Annotated in this window: 13 protein-coding genes and 1 pseudogene; 12 read left to right on the forward strand and 2 right to left on the reverse strand. The window is 46.4% G+C overall.

Annotation, left to right across the window (positions count from 1 at the left end; all coding sequences use genetic code 11):
* Positions 1-29 precede the first annotated feature (29 nt).
* Together CCU_RS11625 and CCU_RS11630 are read left to right on the forward strand one after the other, a co-directional pair.
* Positions 30-2,135, forward strand: coding sequence for an LTA synthase family protein (locus CCU_RS11625; protein WP_015534803.1), 2,106 nt, complete (start codon positions 30-32; stop codon positions 2,133-2,135).
* 113 nt (positions 2,136-2,248) lie between these two features.
* Complete coding sequence (locus tag CCU_RS11630; RefSeq protein ID WP_015534804.1) at positions 2,249-3,121, forward strand: methionyl aminopeptidase; 873 nt, start codon at positions 2,249-2,251, stop codon at positions 3,119-3,121.
* Between the two features lie 122 nt (positions 3,122-3,243).
* Here CCU_RS11630 and htpG read toward each other — a convergent pair whose 3' ends face one another.
* Together htpG and CCU_RS11640 are read right to left on the reverse strand one after the other, a co-directional pair.
* Complete coding sequence (gene htpG, locus CCU_RS11635; protein ID WP_015534805.1) at positions 3,244-5,202, reverse strand: molecular chaperone HtpG; 1,959 nt, start codon at positions 5,200-5,202, stop codon at positions 3,244-3,246.
* A 251-nt stretch (positions 5,203-5,453) separates the two neighbouring features.
* Positions 5,454-5,951 (reverse strand): DUF5721 family protein, encoded by a 498-nt coding sequence (locus CCU_RS11640; RefSeq protein WP_015534806.1) that lies wholly within the window; start codon positions 5,949-5,951, stop codon positions 5,454-5,456.
* 182 nt (positions 5,952-6,133) lie between these two features.
* Between CCU_RS11640 and glgA the strand changes: the two genes are divergently transcribed.
* From glgA to CCU_RS11690, 10 genes and pseudogenes are all read left to right on the forward strand, one after another.
* The gene (gene glgA / locus CCU_RS11645) at positions 6,134-7,570 is read left to right on the forward strand and encodes a glycogen synthase GlgA (RefSeq protein WP_015534807.1); all 1,437 of its coding nucleotides are present in this window, start codon (positions 6,134-6,136) and stop codon (positions 7,568-7,570) included.
* Positions 7,571-7,664: 94 nt separating this feature from the next.
* Positions 7,665-9,410: an Rqc2 family fibronectin-binding protein gene (locus tag CCU_RS11650; RefSeq protein ID WP_173795478.1), complete on the forward strand. Its 1,746-nt coding sequence runs from the start codon at positions 7,665-7,667 to the stop codon at positions 9,408-9,410.
* Between the two features lie 95 nt (positions 9,411-9,505).
* Positions 9,506-10,384 carry a YicC/YloC family endoribonuclease gene (locus CCU_RS11655; protein ID WP_015534809.1) on the forward strand — a complete coding sequence of 293 codons (879 nt, stop codon included), beginning with the start codon at positions 9,506-9,508 and terminating at the stop codon, positions 10,382-10,384.
* Between the two features lie 27 nt (positions 10,385-10,411).
* On the forward strand, positions 10,412-11,050 hold the full coding sequence (gmk, locus tag CCU_RS11660) for a guanylate kinase (protein WP_015534810.1): 639 nt from the start codon (positions 10,412-10,414) through the stop codon (positions 11,048-11,050).
* Between the two features lie 77 nt (positions 11,051-11,127).
* The gene (rpoZ, locus tag CCU_RS11665) at positions 11,128-11,367 is read left to right on the forward strand and encodes a DNA-directed RNA polymerase subunit omega (RefSeq protein ID WP_015534811.1); all 240 of its coding nucleotides are present in this window, start codon (positions 11,128-11,130) and stop codon (positions 11,365-11,367) included.
* Between the two features lie 137 nt (positions 11,368-11,504).
* The gene (locus tag CCU_RS11670; protein ID WP_015534812.1) at positions 11,505-11,768 is read left to right on the forward strand and encodes a Mur ligase domain-containing protein; all 264 of its coding nucleotides are present in this window, start codon (positions 11,505-11,507) and stop codon (positions 11,766-11,768) included.
* Positions 11,769-11,770: 2 nt separating this feature from the next.
* Complete coding sequence (locus CCU_RS11675; protein WP_208896207.1) at positions 11,771-13,057, forward strand: UDP-N-acetylmuramoyl-L-alanyl-D-glutamate--2,6-diaminopimelate ligase; 1,287 nt, start codon at positions 11,771-11,773, stop codon at positions 13,055-13,057.
* Positions 13,026-15,284, forward strand: coding sequence for a replication restart helicase PriA (gene priA / locus CCU_RS11680; protein ID WP_015534814.1), 2,259 nt, complete (start codon positions 13,026-13,028; stop codon positions 15,282-15,284). The genes CCU_RS11675 and priA overlap by 32 nt, the downstream gene beginning before the upstream one ends.
* A 20-nt stretch (positions 15,285-15,304) precedes the next feature.
* Complete coding sequence (def, locus tag CCU_RS11685) at positions 15,305-15,772, forward strand: peptide deformylase (RefSeq protein ID WP_015534815.1); 468 nt, start codon at positions 15,305-15,307, stop codon at positions 15,770-15,772.
* A 34-nt stretch (positions 15,773-15,806) separates the two neighbouring features.
* Positions 15,807-16,031: pseudogene (locus CCU_RS11690) on the forward strand (methionyl-tRNA formyltransferase); the annotation flags it as partial.

Here is a 16,031-nt window from a genome sequence, read left to right on the forward strand (position 1 = left end):
TTTTTTGTTTATATGGGAGATTTCAACGTATGATAAAGTTTTTTAAGGCGATGTTTGGGGATGTAAGGGAATATTTCAGAAAATGGTCGGGGTGGATACTGTTCACTGTGTTGATCCTGTATTATGAATTGCTGTTTCACGGCATGAATTTCAGCCTGGATGATGGAAACATAGCCGCTATAATAGCATTTGCGGTGGTGGCTGGAGGCGTGTTCGGCGTGCTGACAGGATTTTTTCCGCCGGTCATCAATAAGATACTTGCAACGCTGTTCACGTTGTTTACGGGTGTGATCTTCATCGCCCAGTACGTATATCATTCGGTCTTCAACAACTATCTGTCTGTTATTGGAACCATAAAATTCGGCAATCAGGCTGTGGACAATGCGGACACGGTCATATCCAATATAAAGGCACAGATAGTGGACGTTATTCTTCTGGCTGTCCCGGTGCTCATAATGATCGTGTGCATATGGACATTTATGGCATTTGACAGGAGAAGGTGGTGGGTGAACCTCATAGGTGCCGCCGGAACAGCTCTGGTGTATGCCACAACACTGTTTGTGATGTGGGCTGTGAACTCGGATGTGTACAGTCCGTACAATTTATACAAGGAATATACATCGGTTGATCTCTCTGTTGAAAAGCTCGGCGTCATGGAGAGTTTGGTGGTGGATGTCAGAGAGGGTATCGCAGGCAAGAGCTCAGCACAGAGCAGGATAAACTTTGCCTCGGGTGGTGAGGTCGATATCGACTCACTTGCCTCCACAGAGAGCACAACGATGCAGGAGATTACCACCGAGACGGTGGATGTCGCGGAAGCGACCACAGAGGAGGTTGTGATCGACACATCCCCGAATGTCTTGGATCTGGATTTTGATGCCATAAATGACCTTGCGGGAAATGATGCGGTTTCATCGCTCAGCGAATATTTTGCAAATATACCCCCGACAAATAAGAATGAATATACAGGTATGTTCGAGGACTATAATGTCATATGGATAACTGCGGAGGGGTTCTCAGGCTATACGCTTGATTCCGGTCTGTTCCCTACACTGTCAAAACTTGCGGACGAGGGCTTTGTCTTTGAAAATTACTATCAGCCGCTATGGTACGGTTCAACATTAGGCGGAGAGTATGCAAACCTGATGGGAAGCCCGACTAAGAACGGTTCATACCTCAGTATGTGCAGGGCTGCCGACAATGAGAATGGCATGCTGTTTTCCATGGCAAATACGCTCAAGAGACTCGGCTATAGCTGTTACGGATTCCATGACAACGACTATACATATTATGACAGGAATATCACCCATCCGGCGCTGGGATACGAGTGGATAGCCAGCGGTAATGGGCTTGAGTACCAGACTGACGAGAACGGGCAGGACATGTGGCCTCAGTCGGATCTTGTCATGATGGAGGAGACATTTGACAAGTATACAGAGATGCAGCCGTTCCACCTGTACTACCTGACGGTCAGCGGTCATGTGCCATATGGATACGGTGCGGCAAATGCCATGGCGGAGAAGAACAAGGCTGTGGTCAGTGACCTTAACTATGTCCTGGATACGACAAAGGCATATCTGGCATCCCAGTACGAAATGGAAAAGATGCTTGAATATATGATGAAGAGACTTGAGAAGAAGGGGCTGCTGGACAATACTGTTATCGTCCTGGCGGGGGATCATGTACCGTATGACAATATGGACGTTGTGGATGAACTGGCAGGGGAGAACTTTGGAAACAGTCTTGAGGCGTACAGGAGCAGACTTGTCATATGGTCGGCGTCGATGGAGAAGCCGGTGAGAGTTGACAAGGTGTGCAGCAGTATAGATATCCTGCCGACCATGCTCAATCTCATGGGAGTGGATTATGATTCGAGGCTCATCATAGGAAGGGATATCCTGTCAGACAGTACAGGACTGGTGCTGTTCCCGGACAGAAGCTTTATAACGGATGCATTTGAATATAACGCAGTCACGGACACGCTGACATCCCACACGGGTGCGGAGGTATCGGATGACAGCTTCATTGCGATGCAACTATATGTCGCGGATAAATTTACAGCAGCTGACAACATAACAGAGTCGGGGTATTATACATATGTTGCCAGGTATCTGGGGATAGACGAGGATAATTGACAATATTTATCATATTAAAATGTGGAATTATTCTCAAAAACGTATTATAGTATTTGTGGCTAATACCATAGGTATGTAATGAAAATATTATGCAATAAAGAAAGAGGTTAATTATGAAACTTGGTAGAAATGATATGTGCTGGTGCGGAAGTGGTAAGAAATACAAGACCTGTCACCTGGCTCTTGACGATAAGCTTGAGGATATGAAGAACAGAGGATTCAAGATCCCTACACATGCGATGATCAAGAACGCAGAGCAGATCGAGGGAATCAGGGAGGCTTCAAAGGTCAACACATCTGTGCTCGACTACATAACTCCATTTGTCAAGATAGGAGTGTCTACCAGAGAGCTGGATGACCTTATCTATAACTATACAAAGTCCATAGATGCTATTCCTGCATGTCTTGGATATGAGGGATATCCTAAGAGTGTGTGTATATCGGTAAATGATGTGGTATGCCACGGCATTCCAAGTGATGACATTATTCTCCAGGATGGAGATATAGTTAATATCGACTGTACAACAGAGTACAAGGGATATTTCGGAGACTCATCAAGAATGTTCATGCTGGGAAATGTTGATCCTGCATGGAAGAAGCTTGTAGAGGATACAAAGAAGGCTCTTGATATAGGTGTTGAGGTGTGCAGCAAGCCATATGTGACCATAGGAGATATAGGATATGCCATCAACAAATTTGCACAGGAGCAGGGCTATTCGGTTGTCCGTGAGATAGGCGGCCATGGAGTAGGTCTTGCAATTCATGAGGAGCCTTATGTAAGTCATATAGGACAGCCTGGCAAGGATTATGTGCTTGCTCCGGGAATGGTGTTCACCATTGAGCCTATGATCAACATGGGCGGCCCTGATGTATATCAGGATGCAGATGACGGCTGGACTATCTACACGGAGGATGGCTCACCATCGGCACAGTGGGAGTACACACTGGTTATGACAGAACATGGAGTGGAGATACTTGCCCACTAGGGAGTGAAATAGAATAAAAGAGCAGCAGCCTGATATGCTATCAAAGACATATCGGGCTGCTGCTTTTTGTTGTGTTAGTTATCCATTAGGATCTGCTGCCGTAAACCGGCAGACAGATTATATTACTTTGTAAGTATTCCAAGGATCTCGTTGCTTCTTGCGATGAACTTGGTCATTGCCTCTGCTGACAGTGGACGGTTGGCAAGTACGGCCAGATCATATAACTGGCAGCAGATCGTAGCTGTGTTGTCGCTGTCAGGGTTGTCCAGAACGTATTTAACAAGCTTGTTGTTGCTGTTCAGGATGAGTGTCTCGCCCTCGCCCTGACCGAACATTGATGGATCCATACCGGCCATGCCGTACATCTTCATCATTTCCTGCATACGTCTTGTCTCCTCAGGCTGGGTGAGGATAGAAGATGTGTTCTCGTCCTTCAGGGATTCAACCTTTACATTCAGGTTCTTCATGTCGAGAGCCTTCTCAAATGTAGCTGTGAGCTTATCCTTGTATTCCTTTGCAGTCTCCTCTGAGAGCTCCTCGCCGACAAAGTTGTCAGAGAGCTCAGCGTCTATTCTGTAGAAGTGAACATTCTCGTTCTTCTGCTCAAGCAGAGTGATGAATGGGCTGTCTATGGTCTGTGTCATGATCAGAGCGTCCATGCCCTCAGCCTTGAACATGTTGATGTACTGTGACTGAGCCTGCTCGTCGGTTACATAGAATACCTTGTTCTCGTACTTTTCTTTTCCTGCCTCAAGATACTCAGGGAGAGTTATATATTTGCCCTCGAGGTTCTTGTAGATGCAGAAGTCCTTCATCTTGTCGAGGAACTTGAGATCCTTCAGACAACCAAACTTGATAAATGGGTTGATGTCATCCCAGTACTTCTCGTAGTCCTCTCTGTGTGTCTTGTACATGCCGGACAGCTTGTCTGCAACCTTCTTGGTGATGTAGTCTGAGATCTTTTTGACAAATCCGTCATTCTGAAGCGCACTACGTGATACGTTCAGTGGGAGATCAGGACAGTCGATACATCCCTTTAAGAGCATGAGGAACTCAGGAATTACTTCCTTGATATTGTCGGCGACGAATACCTGGTTGTTGTACAGCTTGATCGTTCCCTCAAGGTTGTCATACTGTGTATTGATCTTAGGAAAGTACAGGATACCTTTCAGGTTGAATGGGTAGTCCATGTTCAGGTGTATCCAGAACAGAGGCTCCTTGTAGTCGTGGAATACCTTTCTGTAGAACTCCTTGTATTCCTCGTCGGTGCAGTCGTTTGGATGCTTTGCCCACAGTGGGGTAGTGGTGTTGAGTGGCTTAGGAGCTTCAGGCTTCTTCTCCTCGGCCTTTGTATCGTCTGCGTCTGGGCCCTTGCTGTCCTCAGCATTATCTGCTGTGTCGCTGACTTCCTTTGCATCCACGTCTACAGTAGCATCCTTAGGATCTTCCTGTGGCTCGTCTGCGTTGGTGTAGTAGATCTCAACAGGCATGAACGAACAATACTTGTCGATGACCTCCTTGATCCTGTATTCATTTGCAAATTCATAGCTGTCCTCGTTCAGATAAAGGGTGATGGTAGTACCTCGGTCAGCCTTAATGCACTTCTTCATGGAGTATTCAAGGCCGTCCTCGCACTCCCAGTATACAGCGTCCTCGCCGTCCTTGTATGACTTTGTCTCGATGGTGACCTTGTCGGCAACCATGAATGCGGAGTAGAAGCCCAGTCCGAAGTGGCCGATGATCTGTTCCTCTGTTGCCTTGTCCTTGTACTGCTCAAGGAATGCCTCGGCTCCTGAGAAAGCAATCTGGTTGATATATTTCTCAACCTCCTCCTCAGTCATACCGATACCGTTATCGGTAAATGTGATGGTCTTGTCGTTGGCACTTGTGGTCACATCTATACGATATGGCTCATCAGGCTCGTCAAATTCGCCCATGAGAGACAGCTTCTTAAGCTTTGTCACGGCATCACAGCCGTTTGATATAAGCTCCCTGACAAATATATCGTGGTCTGAATACAGCCACTTCTTGATGACAGGGAAAATGTTTTCACTGTTGATCGATAAATTTCCGTTCTTCATAATTGTATACATCTCCTTAAAATATAATGGTTTTCAATGAAAGATGTGTCATCCCCGATCTGTGTTCAATCTTAATAGAAATGTACACTGACACATCAGGCTAAAAGGTATGATAAATCAGCTGGGAACTAAAGTCAAGAAAAAATTAGTACTCAGACAAAATGAGTGCTAACAGGGGCGGCGACGTAAAAAATACCGGCATCAGATGAGGTGCCGGATCTTCAAAAATCATATTAAATTTCTTCAAAAAATCAGCTTTCGGTGAAATATATTCCGGCAGTCTTCAGGAAATCCTTGATCTCCGCATCCCACACATGCTCAAGGGTCTTATCCATGGTGAATATGTTCTGGGTCGCCATGGATGTGAGTTGTATGCTCATGCCGTCATAGTAGACGTTCAAGGTGAGATTTGCCACATCGGATACCGGTATGGTGAGATGGTTCTTCTCAAGCATATCCATGATGTCCGGCTGGGAGAGCACGAGCACTATCTTGAAGCTCAGTGGCAGCTTCTTTCCTCTTATAACATTATATACATGTGGTTTTATGGACTCCCATGAGGCGTAGGATGTGGAAGCCATGAGCTCCAGCTCCTCCTTGTCATAGAAATCCTTGTTTACCCTTCCGTCAAAGCTGTATGTTATCCCGCTTTTTACAAATGCCTCCATGGCGAGAAAACGGTCAAATGTATTGTCCATCAGAAGCTTCTTCACGAAGTCCCTGGTCTCGGTGATGGTGATGTCTAACATTGAAAATCTCCTGTTTTCTGGATTGTGATCCAGCCGTATCTGCGTGCGGCTGCATGCTAAAAGTATATCAGCGGAATGTGGCAAATGCAACAATATAGATACACTGATTTATTGAATTATGGATACCCGTGTGATATAATGTACAAGGATTTAATGTCTAAATGTTATGGAGGGTTTATTTGATGAAGAAGGTTGCATATATAGCATCAGAGTGTGTGCCATTTATAAAGACGGGTGGTCTTGCGGATGTAGTTGGAACACTGCCAAAGATATTTGATAAGAACGAGTATGATGTGAGAGTCATCATGCCGAATTATCTCTGTATTCCGAACAAGTACAGGGAGAAGATGCAGTATATAACGCATTTTTATATGGACATCGGTTACAAGAATGATTATGTTGGCGTTATGTATCTGGAGTATGAGGGTGTCAAGGTATATTTCATAGATAACGAGTATTACTTTAACGGATTTACACCTTATGGTGATGTAAAGTGGGATATCGAGAAGTTCTGTTATTTCTCAAAGGCAGCGCTTTCGATCCTTCCATCGATCGGTTTCCAGCCGGATATACTTCACTGTCATGACTGGCAGGCAGGACTTGTGCCTGTATATCTCAAGACTCTGTTTGCAGGAGATATGTTCTATACAAGCATGAAGTCTGTTATGACTATTCATAATCTCCAGTTCCAGGGCAAGTGGGATATAAAGACCATTCAGGAGTATTCAGGACTCCCTGATTATGTATTTACACCGGACAAGCTGGAGATCCAGAAGGATGCTTCCATGCTTAAGGGCGGACTTGTATATGCAGATAAGATAACAACGGTAAGCAACACATATGCCAAGGAGATACAGACTCCATATTATGGAGAGGGACTTGACGGGCTCTTAAGTGCCAGATGGCAGTCACTCTGGGGCATTGTCAACGGTATAGATTACGAGGTATGGAATCCTGCAACAGATCCACAGGTATATAAGAACTACAGCGTGGATAACTTCAGACAGCTCAAGAAGATCAACAAGATCGAACTGCAGAAGGAATGTGGACTTCCTCAGGATGAGAATCAGTTTGTAATAGGAATCATATCCAGACTCACAGACCAGAAGGGTCTTGATCTGGTTGACAGGATCATGAACGATATATGCTGTGACGGAGTACAGTTCATCGTCCTCGGAACCGGTGACGGCAAGTACGAGAACATGTTCAAGTATTATCAGGGAATACATCCTGCAAAGGTATCAGCGAACATCTATTATTCAGATGAGAGATCTCATAAGATGTATGCAGGCTGCGATGTGATGCTCGTGCCTTCAAGATTTGAGCCATGTGGACTCACACAGCTCATGGCACTCAGATATGGCACAGTTCCAGTAGTAAGAGAGACAGGTGGTCTTGCAGATACTGTTGAGGCTTATAATCAGTTCGAGGGTACAGGAACAGGATTCTCATTTGCTAATTATGATGCATATGAGCTCCTCAATGCCATAAACTATGCAAAGGAAGTGTACTATAACAACAAAGAGGCATGGTATGGAATCCAGGAGCGTGGCATGAGACAGGATTACTCATGGTATAACTCGGCGAATATATATAAGGATCTCTACAATTCACTGTAGGATCAGGATAGCAGTAATGTGGTAGTAGATATGGAAGAGGCAGAGAATGAATTTGCATTTTCTGCCTTTTTTCAGGGATATAGGAGAGACAGATATGGCGTTTGACGGAATAGTGATATCCAATGTGGTAAGAGACATGAAGGAGAAACTCATCGACGGAAGGATATATAAGATATATCAGCCGGAGAAGGACGAGCTCAACATAGTAATAAAGAATAACAGGGAGAATTACAGGTTGCTCATGTCTGCGGATGCAAGCCTCCCGCTTATATACTTTCAGCAGTCCGCCAAGGAGAATCCTATGACAGCGCCGAATTTCTGTATGCTCCTCAGGAAGCATATCAACAACGGAAGGATAGTTGATGTGTATCAGCCGGGCTTTGAGAGAATAGTTGTCATGGTCATCGAGCATCTGGACGAGCTTGGAGATCTAAAGAGAAAGAAACTCATCATAGAGATCATGGGTAAGCACAGCAATATCATATTTGCCACGGATGAGAATGTCATCATCGACAGCATAAAGCATATATCCCATATGGTGAGCTCAGTGAGGGAGGTTCTTCCGGGCAGGACTTATGAGTATCCTCCGGCGGGAGGAAAGGTATCCCCGCTTGAGATAGAGCGCGGGGACTTCATAGAGCGTGTGAGCTCGAGCCCTACGAATATCATAAAGGCGATATACCAGAACATAACCGGATTTTCACCGGTTGTGGCGAGTGAGATAACCTACAGGGCAGGACTTGACGGCAACATGCCTGTGGACAGCATGAGCGAGGCGGATGTCGCAAGGCTTTATGATGAATTTGCCGGGATAGTATCTGATATAAGGAACGGGAACTATACTCCTGAGATCATACTGGACGGTTACACTCCAGTGGAGTTCTCGTCGGTGCATCTGTCGATGTACAGCGACAAGGCCATAGAATCAAGGGACGACATTTCAAAGGTGCTTGATGAGTATTTCTACAGAAAGAGTGCGGTCACAAGGATAAGACAGAAGTCATCGGATCTCAGAAAGATCGTCTCGAATGCCATTGAGAGAACGAGCAAGAAGTACGACCTGCAGCTCGCTCAGTTAAAGGACACTGAATCCAGGGAAAAGTACCGTGTGTACGGAGAACTGATCAACACATATGGTTACAATATAGAACAGGGAGCGGACAGTTTTGAGGCTCTCAACTACTATACTAACGAGATGATAAAGATCCCGCTTGACAAGACCATATCTGTTATGGACAACTCCAAGAGATATTTTGCGAGATACAACAAGCTCAAGAGGACTTATGAGGCACTTACACAGCTCACTGTCGAGACGAAGAGTGAGCTGGAGCATCTTCAGTCGGTACAGGCGTTCCTTGATATGGCGATAGATGAGAATTCACTGGCACAGGTCAAGGAGGAGCTCGTAGCCTGCGGATATGTAAAGGGACATTACGGACGTAAGGGCGACAGGAAAAAGGCAAAGTCAAAACCGCTGCACTACATATCCAGCGATGGATTCCATATGTATGTGGGCAAGAATAATATCCAGAACGATGAGCTCACATTTAAATTCGCAAATGGTGGGGATATGTGGTTCCATGCTAAGAAGATGCCGGGTTCCCATGTCATCGTGAGACTTGAGGGTGCGGGAGAACTTCCTGATTCTACATATGAGGAGGCGGCAAGACTTGCAGCGTATTATTCGTCTGGAAGGACGGCACCGAAGGTGGAGATAGACTATACCGAGCGCAGAAATATCAAAAAGCCTGCGGGGGCAAAGCCTGGATTTGTAATATATCATACGAATTACTCGATGATTGCAGAGCCGAGAATTGCGGGAATAGAGGAAGTACAATAAATAATTTGATTTTTAAACAGGTGTGAAGTATAATATATTATCTGTTATCAGGTAATTGAAAACAACATATAACCTGGGAATATTAGGAGACAGATATGGTAAAAAGCATGACAGGATTTGGCCGCAGCGAGAGGGTGACTGATGCATACAAGATAGTTGTAGAGATGAAGTCAGTCAATCACAGATTCTGCGACATCAATATAAAGCTCCCGAAGAAGATAAGTTTCTTTGAGACAAACATAAGAACATATCTCAAAAAATATATTGAGAGAGGAAAGGTTGACGTGTTCATCACATACGAGGATTTCTCGGATGACAATGTCAAGCTGAAGTACAACAAGGACGTTGCCGAGAAGTACATGGGATATTTCGAGGAGATGTCCAAGGATTTTGGAATTGAGAACAGCATAACACCTGCACAGCTTGGAGGCTTCCCTGACGTGTTCACGGTTGAGGAGCAGGCGGTCGACCAGGATGAGCTGTGGAAGATAATAGAGACATCCCTTGACGAGGCTGCGAAGATGTTCGTGCAGTCGAGGATAACAGAGGGAGAGAACCTTAAGAAGGACATGATCGACAAGCTTGACGGAATGAGAGCTGCCGTTGATTATATAGAGGAGATATCACCTGAACTTGTGGAGGAGTATAGACGCAAGCTCACGGACAAGATCATAGAGGTTCTTGACAATCCTGTTATAGATGAGAACAGGATCGCCACAGAGGTCGTTATATATGCGGACAAGATATGTGTGGACGAGGAGACTGTAAGGCTTAAGAGTCATATCAGCAGCACGAAGAAGATTCTGGAGGATGGCGGAAGCGTCGGCAGGAAGCTGGACTTCATCGCACAGGAGATGAACAGAGAGGCGAACACGATACTTTCAAAGGCCAATTCACTTGATGTGTCAGACAAGGCGATACAGCTCAAGACTGACATAGAGAAGGTCAGAGAGCAGATACAGAATCTGGAATAGAATACATAATTTTTAGAGGTAATGATGATGGCAGATAAGAATACAAAGCGTGGATCGCTCATAGTCATATCCGGTTTTTCAGGAGTTGGAAAGGGCACAGTTGTCAAGAGACTTGTGTCGGATTTTGGATATAACCTTTCAGTGTCGGCGACGACAAGATCACCGAGAGAGGGTGAGGTCGATGGAAGAGAGTATTATTTCATGGATCGCAAGGATTTTGAGAATCTCATTGACTACGGCGGATTTATCGAGTGGACACAGTATGTAGAGAATTATTATGGAACTCCAAAGAAGTATGTTGAGGAGAAGCTTGCTGATGGCAAGGACGTCATACTCGAGATAGAGGTCATGGGCGCACTCAATGTCAAGAAGCAGTTCCCTGATGCGCTTCTCATATTTATATCAGCTCCAAGCATAAGCGAGCTTAAGAGCAGACTGGCAGGAAGAGGAACAGAGTCGGAGGAGACCATAATCAAGAGACTCCGAAAGGCCACAGAGGAAGCTGAGGACATGGACAAGTACGACTACATCATAGTCAACGATGATCTGGACGAGTGTATACACACCGTGGATTCAGTCATCAGAAGCTATGGCTGCAGAAGAGATAATCAGCTTGGATATATAGCCGGAATAAAAGAAGAGCTTGCAGAGATAAAGAAACTCTGATAAATTAGACTGGATAACAGTGGACAGCAGTTTAGAAGAATATTTCAATAATCATATAAGAAAGGGGATATAATATCATGTTACATCCATCATACACAGACTTAATGTCAGTAGTAAATGCAGAGGTTGAGCCAGGTGAGCAGCCTGTAGTAAACAGCAGATATTCAATCGTTCTTGCAACAGCAAAGAGAGCAAGAGAGATCATTGATGGTCAGGAGCCTATGGTGGCAGCAGACCCAAAGAAGAAGCCATTATCCATCGCTGTAGATGAAGTTTACCATGGAAAGGTAAAGATCGTCGGAGCAGACGAGGATTAACAGACCGGAATATATAGCGGTAAGTGAGAAGAATGGAGGTTGGAGCTTTTAGCACAGCCTCCTATTTTTCTGATACACAACTGTGCCGGATGTGGCATATTCTAAATAAACAGGAATATGTCGACGGGAGGTGTATCATGAGGGCGTCAGATGTTCTAAAAGGCACGGTCTATGAGATCCTGGCAGGGGACATTGACTGTCAGATTACGGATCTGGCAGATGATTCCAGAGATGTCACACAGGGAACTCTTTTTGTGTGCCGGAGAGGTGCGAGAACAGATGGACATCGTTATATAGATGATGCCGTGGCAAGGGGCGCAGCGTGTATAGTCGTGACAGATGATATCGGCATACCTGCGGAGCGGTCAGCCGGACGCTGGGGGATACCGATGGTGTACTGATCGTGAGACTGTATGACTATCGCTACGGTATAGGAATGATATGTAATAATTTCTGGAATTTTCCGTCACGAAGTATGAAGGTTATAGGTGTGACCGGGACAAAGGGAAAGACCACGGTCGCATGTATGATAAAGTCTATGCTGGACAGATGGGGGCGTAGAACCGGTCTTGTGGGAACCATAGAGATCGATGACTGTATCCGGAAGATACCATCTGTGAACACCACTCCGGGAACGATATATCTCCATCGCAAGCTTGCAGACATGGTGGCAAATGGTGCGGAATACTGCGTCATGGAGGTATCGTCACAGGGGCTTATGCACGGCCGTGTGTCAGGGGTAGAATTTGATATATGCGTATATACAAATCTTGCTCCGGATCACATTGGGCGGAATGAACACCGCACATTTGCCGAGTATGGGAGATGGAAGAGAAGCCTGTTCTCAAAGTGTAAGACTGCGGTGATAAATGCAGATGACATGTATTCTGGGTGTATTGCTGCCGAGGCTGTGAATGCAGGGGCTGAAGTGGTATATTATGGTGTGAGGAATCACACTGCAGCCGGGGATGGCAATGTGTGTATGGCGGGAGCAATACACAGGCTCATTCTCCATAGAGTTATGGGGATAGGCTATGAGTGTGAGAGAACGGACGGGGAGAGCACTTACATGACTGTTGGCATACCGGGAGAGTTCAATGTGTACAATTCTCTTGCTGCGGTAACCACTTGCGGGATCATCGGGATACCGATGGAGGTAATGCAGGATTCGCAGTCGGATATGAAGGTGAGGGGCAGACTCGAGCCGGTGGAGATTCCGGGATACGCAAGGATATTCATCGATTATGCCCACAATGCCGTGAGCCTGGAAAATGTACTGACCACCCTCAGACAGTACAGGCCGAAGAGGCTTATATGTCTGTTCGGATGCGGCGGCAACAGATCAGCCGGGCGCAGAAAAGGCATGGGATTTGTGTCGGGCAGGCTGGCTGATATGACGGTCATAACAAGTGATAACCCGAGGTTTGAATCCCCGGAGGCGATAATGACGGATATTGAGACCGGGGTTCTCGAGGGCGGAGGAGAATATGTAAAGATATGCAGCCGTCTGGATGCTATAAGATACGCTTTGGAGATTTCGGACAGGGATGATATAGTCCTTCTGGCCGGCAAAGGCCATGAGACATATCAGGATATAGAGGGACGCAGGACACAAATGGACGAGAGAGAAATGATACGGCAGATATTGGAGGAGAAAAATGCGGGGATTGTACGCAGATGTGATAATTGATATATCCCATGAGGCGATAGACAGAACATTTCAATATGCTATTCCTGACGATATTGCCGGCAGGATACAGATAGGAAGTCAGGTCAACATTCCATTTGGCAAGGGAAATAATCTGAGAAAAGGCTATGTCATAGGGATATCGGATTCCACGGAATATGATGAGAGCAGGATAAAGTCTATAGATTCTCTGTGCGAGGACGGCGTGGCAGCTCCGGGAAGGCTCCTTGCCCTTGCGGCGTGGATAAAGGAGAACTACGGCTCCACCATGATAAATGCCATCCAGACGGTGATGCCGGTGAAAAAAACGGTTAAGTCCGTGGTGGTCAGATATGTTGTCCTTTCATGCGAGGATGTGGACACATGGGAATACAGATATATGAAGAAGAATGCCAGGGCAAAGCTCAGGCTCCTCCGCGAGCTTATGGTGAGACATGAGCTCCCAATGACGGAGGCCACCGGGACTTTGAATGTGTCATATCAGGCGGTTAAGGCCATGGAGGACGAAGGTGTCGTTCGTATCGTTGAGGACAGCAGATACCGGGATGTGGTGTCTGACGCGGTGAGGCAGCAGGCATTTGAGGCTCCTGATATAGAGCTTAACAGTGACCAGCAGAGGATAGTCGATGATTTCGTAAGTGATGCAGATCAGGGTATACACAGGACATATCTTCTTCATGGCGTGACGGGAAGCGGCAAGACTGAGGTGTATGTGAGGTGTATCCGTGAAGTCGTCCGCGCGGGCAGACAGGCGATCGTGCTGATACCTGAGATAGCACTCACGTATCAGACACTTACATATTTCTCCAGATACTTTGGTGACCGTGTGACCATGGTCAACTCAAAGCTCAGCAGCGGGGAGAAGTATGATCAGTTTGAGCGCGCAAGGAAGGGCGATGTGGATGTGGTGATAGGCCCGAGGTCTGCGCTGTTTACCCCATTTGAGAAGCTGGGACTTATAATAATAGATGAGGAGCATGAGAGCAGCTATAAGAGTGACAGCCCGCCAAAATATCACGCAAGGGAGACTGCCATAGAACGTGCAAGGCTTGAGGGGGCGAGTGTCATACTCGGTTCCGCAACTCCTTCTGTGGAGAGCTACAAGCGTGCACTGGCGGGTGAGTACAGGCTGTGGACCATGGACAGCCGTATTGAGGGCAGAGCCATGGCAGAGACAAGCATAGTAGATCTCAGGGATGAACTCCACCGGGGCAACAGATCCATAATAAGCGACGAGCTTGCAAATGATATAGCGGACAGGCTCAGCAAGCGGGAACAGATCATGCTGTTCATCAACAAGCGGGGATATAACAGCTTTGTATCCTGCAGGAGCTGCGGAGAGGCAGTGAAATGCCCGCACTGTGACGTGTCCATGGCACTGCACTCTGGAAATAATACACAGAAGGGCGTGCTTGTGTGCCACTACTGCGGATTCAGAATGCCGGAGCCGGACAAATGTCCGGCGTGCGGTTCAAAGCTCATAGGAGGCTATGGAGTCGGAACCGAGAAGGTCGAGCAGGAGGTACACAGGTTGTTCCCGGAGGCCAGGACCTTAAGGATGGACAGGGATACGACCTCGAAGAAGAATTCTCATGAGCAGATACTTGAGAGCTTCGGAAGAGGCGATGCGGACATACTCATAGGAACCCAGATGATAGTCAAGGGACATGACTTTTCCAGAGTGACACTTGTGGGTGTGCTGCTGGCGGATCTCACACTGTTCAGCGGAGACTACAGAGCCGGTGAGAGGACATTTGACCTGCTGACCCAGGCTGCGGGAAGAGCCGGAAGAGGTGATGTGCCCGGAAAGGTTGTGATACAGACCTACAAGCCGGACAACTACGCCATAACTGCGGCAGCGTCCCAGGATTACAGGGCATTCTACGATATCGAGGAGGCGTACAGATCACTCATGAGGTATCCGCCGGAGTGGAATATGATGGTCATAATGGGAACGGGCATGGACGAAGAACAGCTTGCCAATATAATGGATAGGATGTATTCTCTTATAAGGGGAAAATATATAAATGCAGGACATCTGTCTGTGATCGGTCCTTCGGAACCGGCCATATCAAAGATAAAGGATGTGTACAGGCGGGTGTTGTATATAAAACACCGGGATTACAGGATGCTGGTGGATGTCAAGGATTATGTCGAGGAATGGCTTAAGGAGAACGGAGAGAACGATGTGAGCGTATTCTTTGACCTGAATCCGGTAAATATGTATTAGTGAAAAGGAGATTTGTGGACATGGCGATAAGAAATATAAGATATGACGGAGATGACATACTCAGAAAGGTGTGCAGACCGGTTGAGAAGATGGATGACAGAACACTTACACTCATAGATGACATGTTTGATACCATGTATGAGGCAAATGGAGTTGGACTTGCCGCACCTCAGGTTGGAATCCTCAAGAGGATAGTTGTTATTGATGTCGGCGATGACAATCCACTCTGTCTTATAAATCCTGTGATAACAGAATCAGACGGAGAGCAGACAGGTGAGGAGGGATGCCTCAGCCTTCCTGGAAAATTTGGAACAGTTACAAGACCTATGCATGTAATATGCAAGGCATTTGACGAGAATATGGAGGAGTTTACAGTCGAGGGAGAGGGACTTCTGGCGAGAGCTATCTGCCACGAGCTTGATCATCTTGACGGAAAGCTCTACAAGGATCTTGTCGAGGATGGCCTTCACGAGGTAGAGCAGAATTAAGAGATACTTAACCTATAACAAGGAGGACATGCAGATGAGAGTTATATATATGGGAACCCCTGATTTTGCCGTGCACGCACTTGTATCCATAGTGGAAGCGGGACATGACGTTGTGGCATGCTTTACGCAGCCGGACAAGGCAAAGGGAAGGAGCAAAAAGCTTCAACCGACACCGGTGAAGGTACAGGCAATGGAATATGATATTCCGGTATATCAGCCGGTGAAGCTCCGTGAGCAGGAGAACGTGGACATCATCAGA

Origin of the sequence: Coprococcus sp. ART55/1 (assembly GCF_000210595.1) — a bacterium.
Lineage (GTDB): Bacteria > Bacillota > Clostridia > Lachnospirales > Lachnospiraceae > Coprococcus > Coprococcus aceti.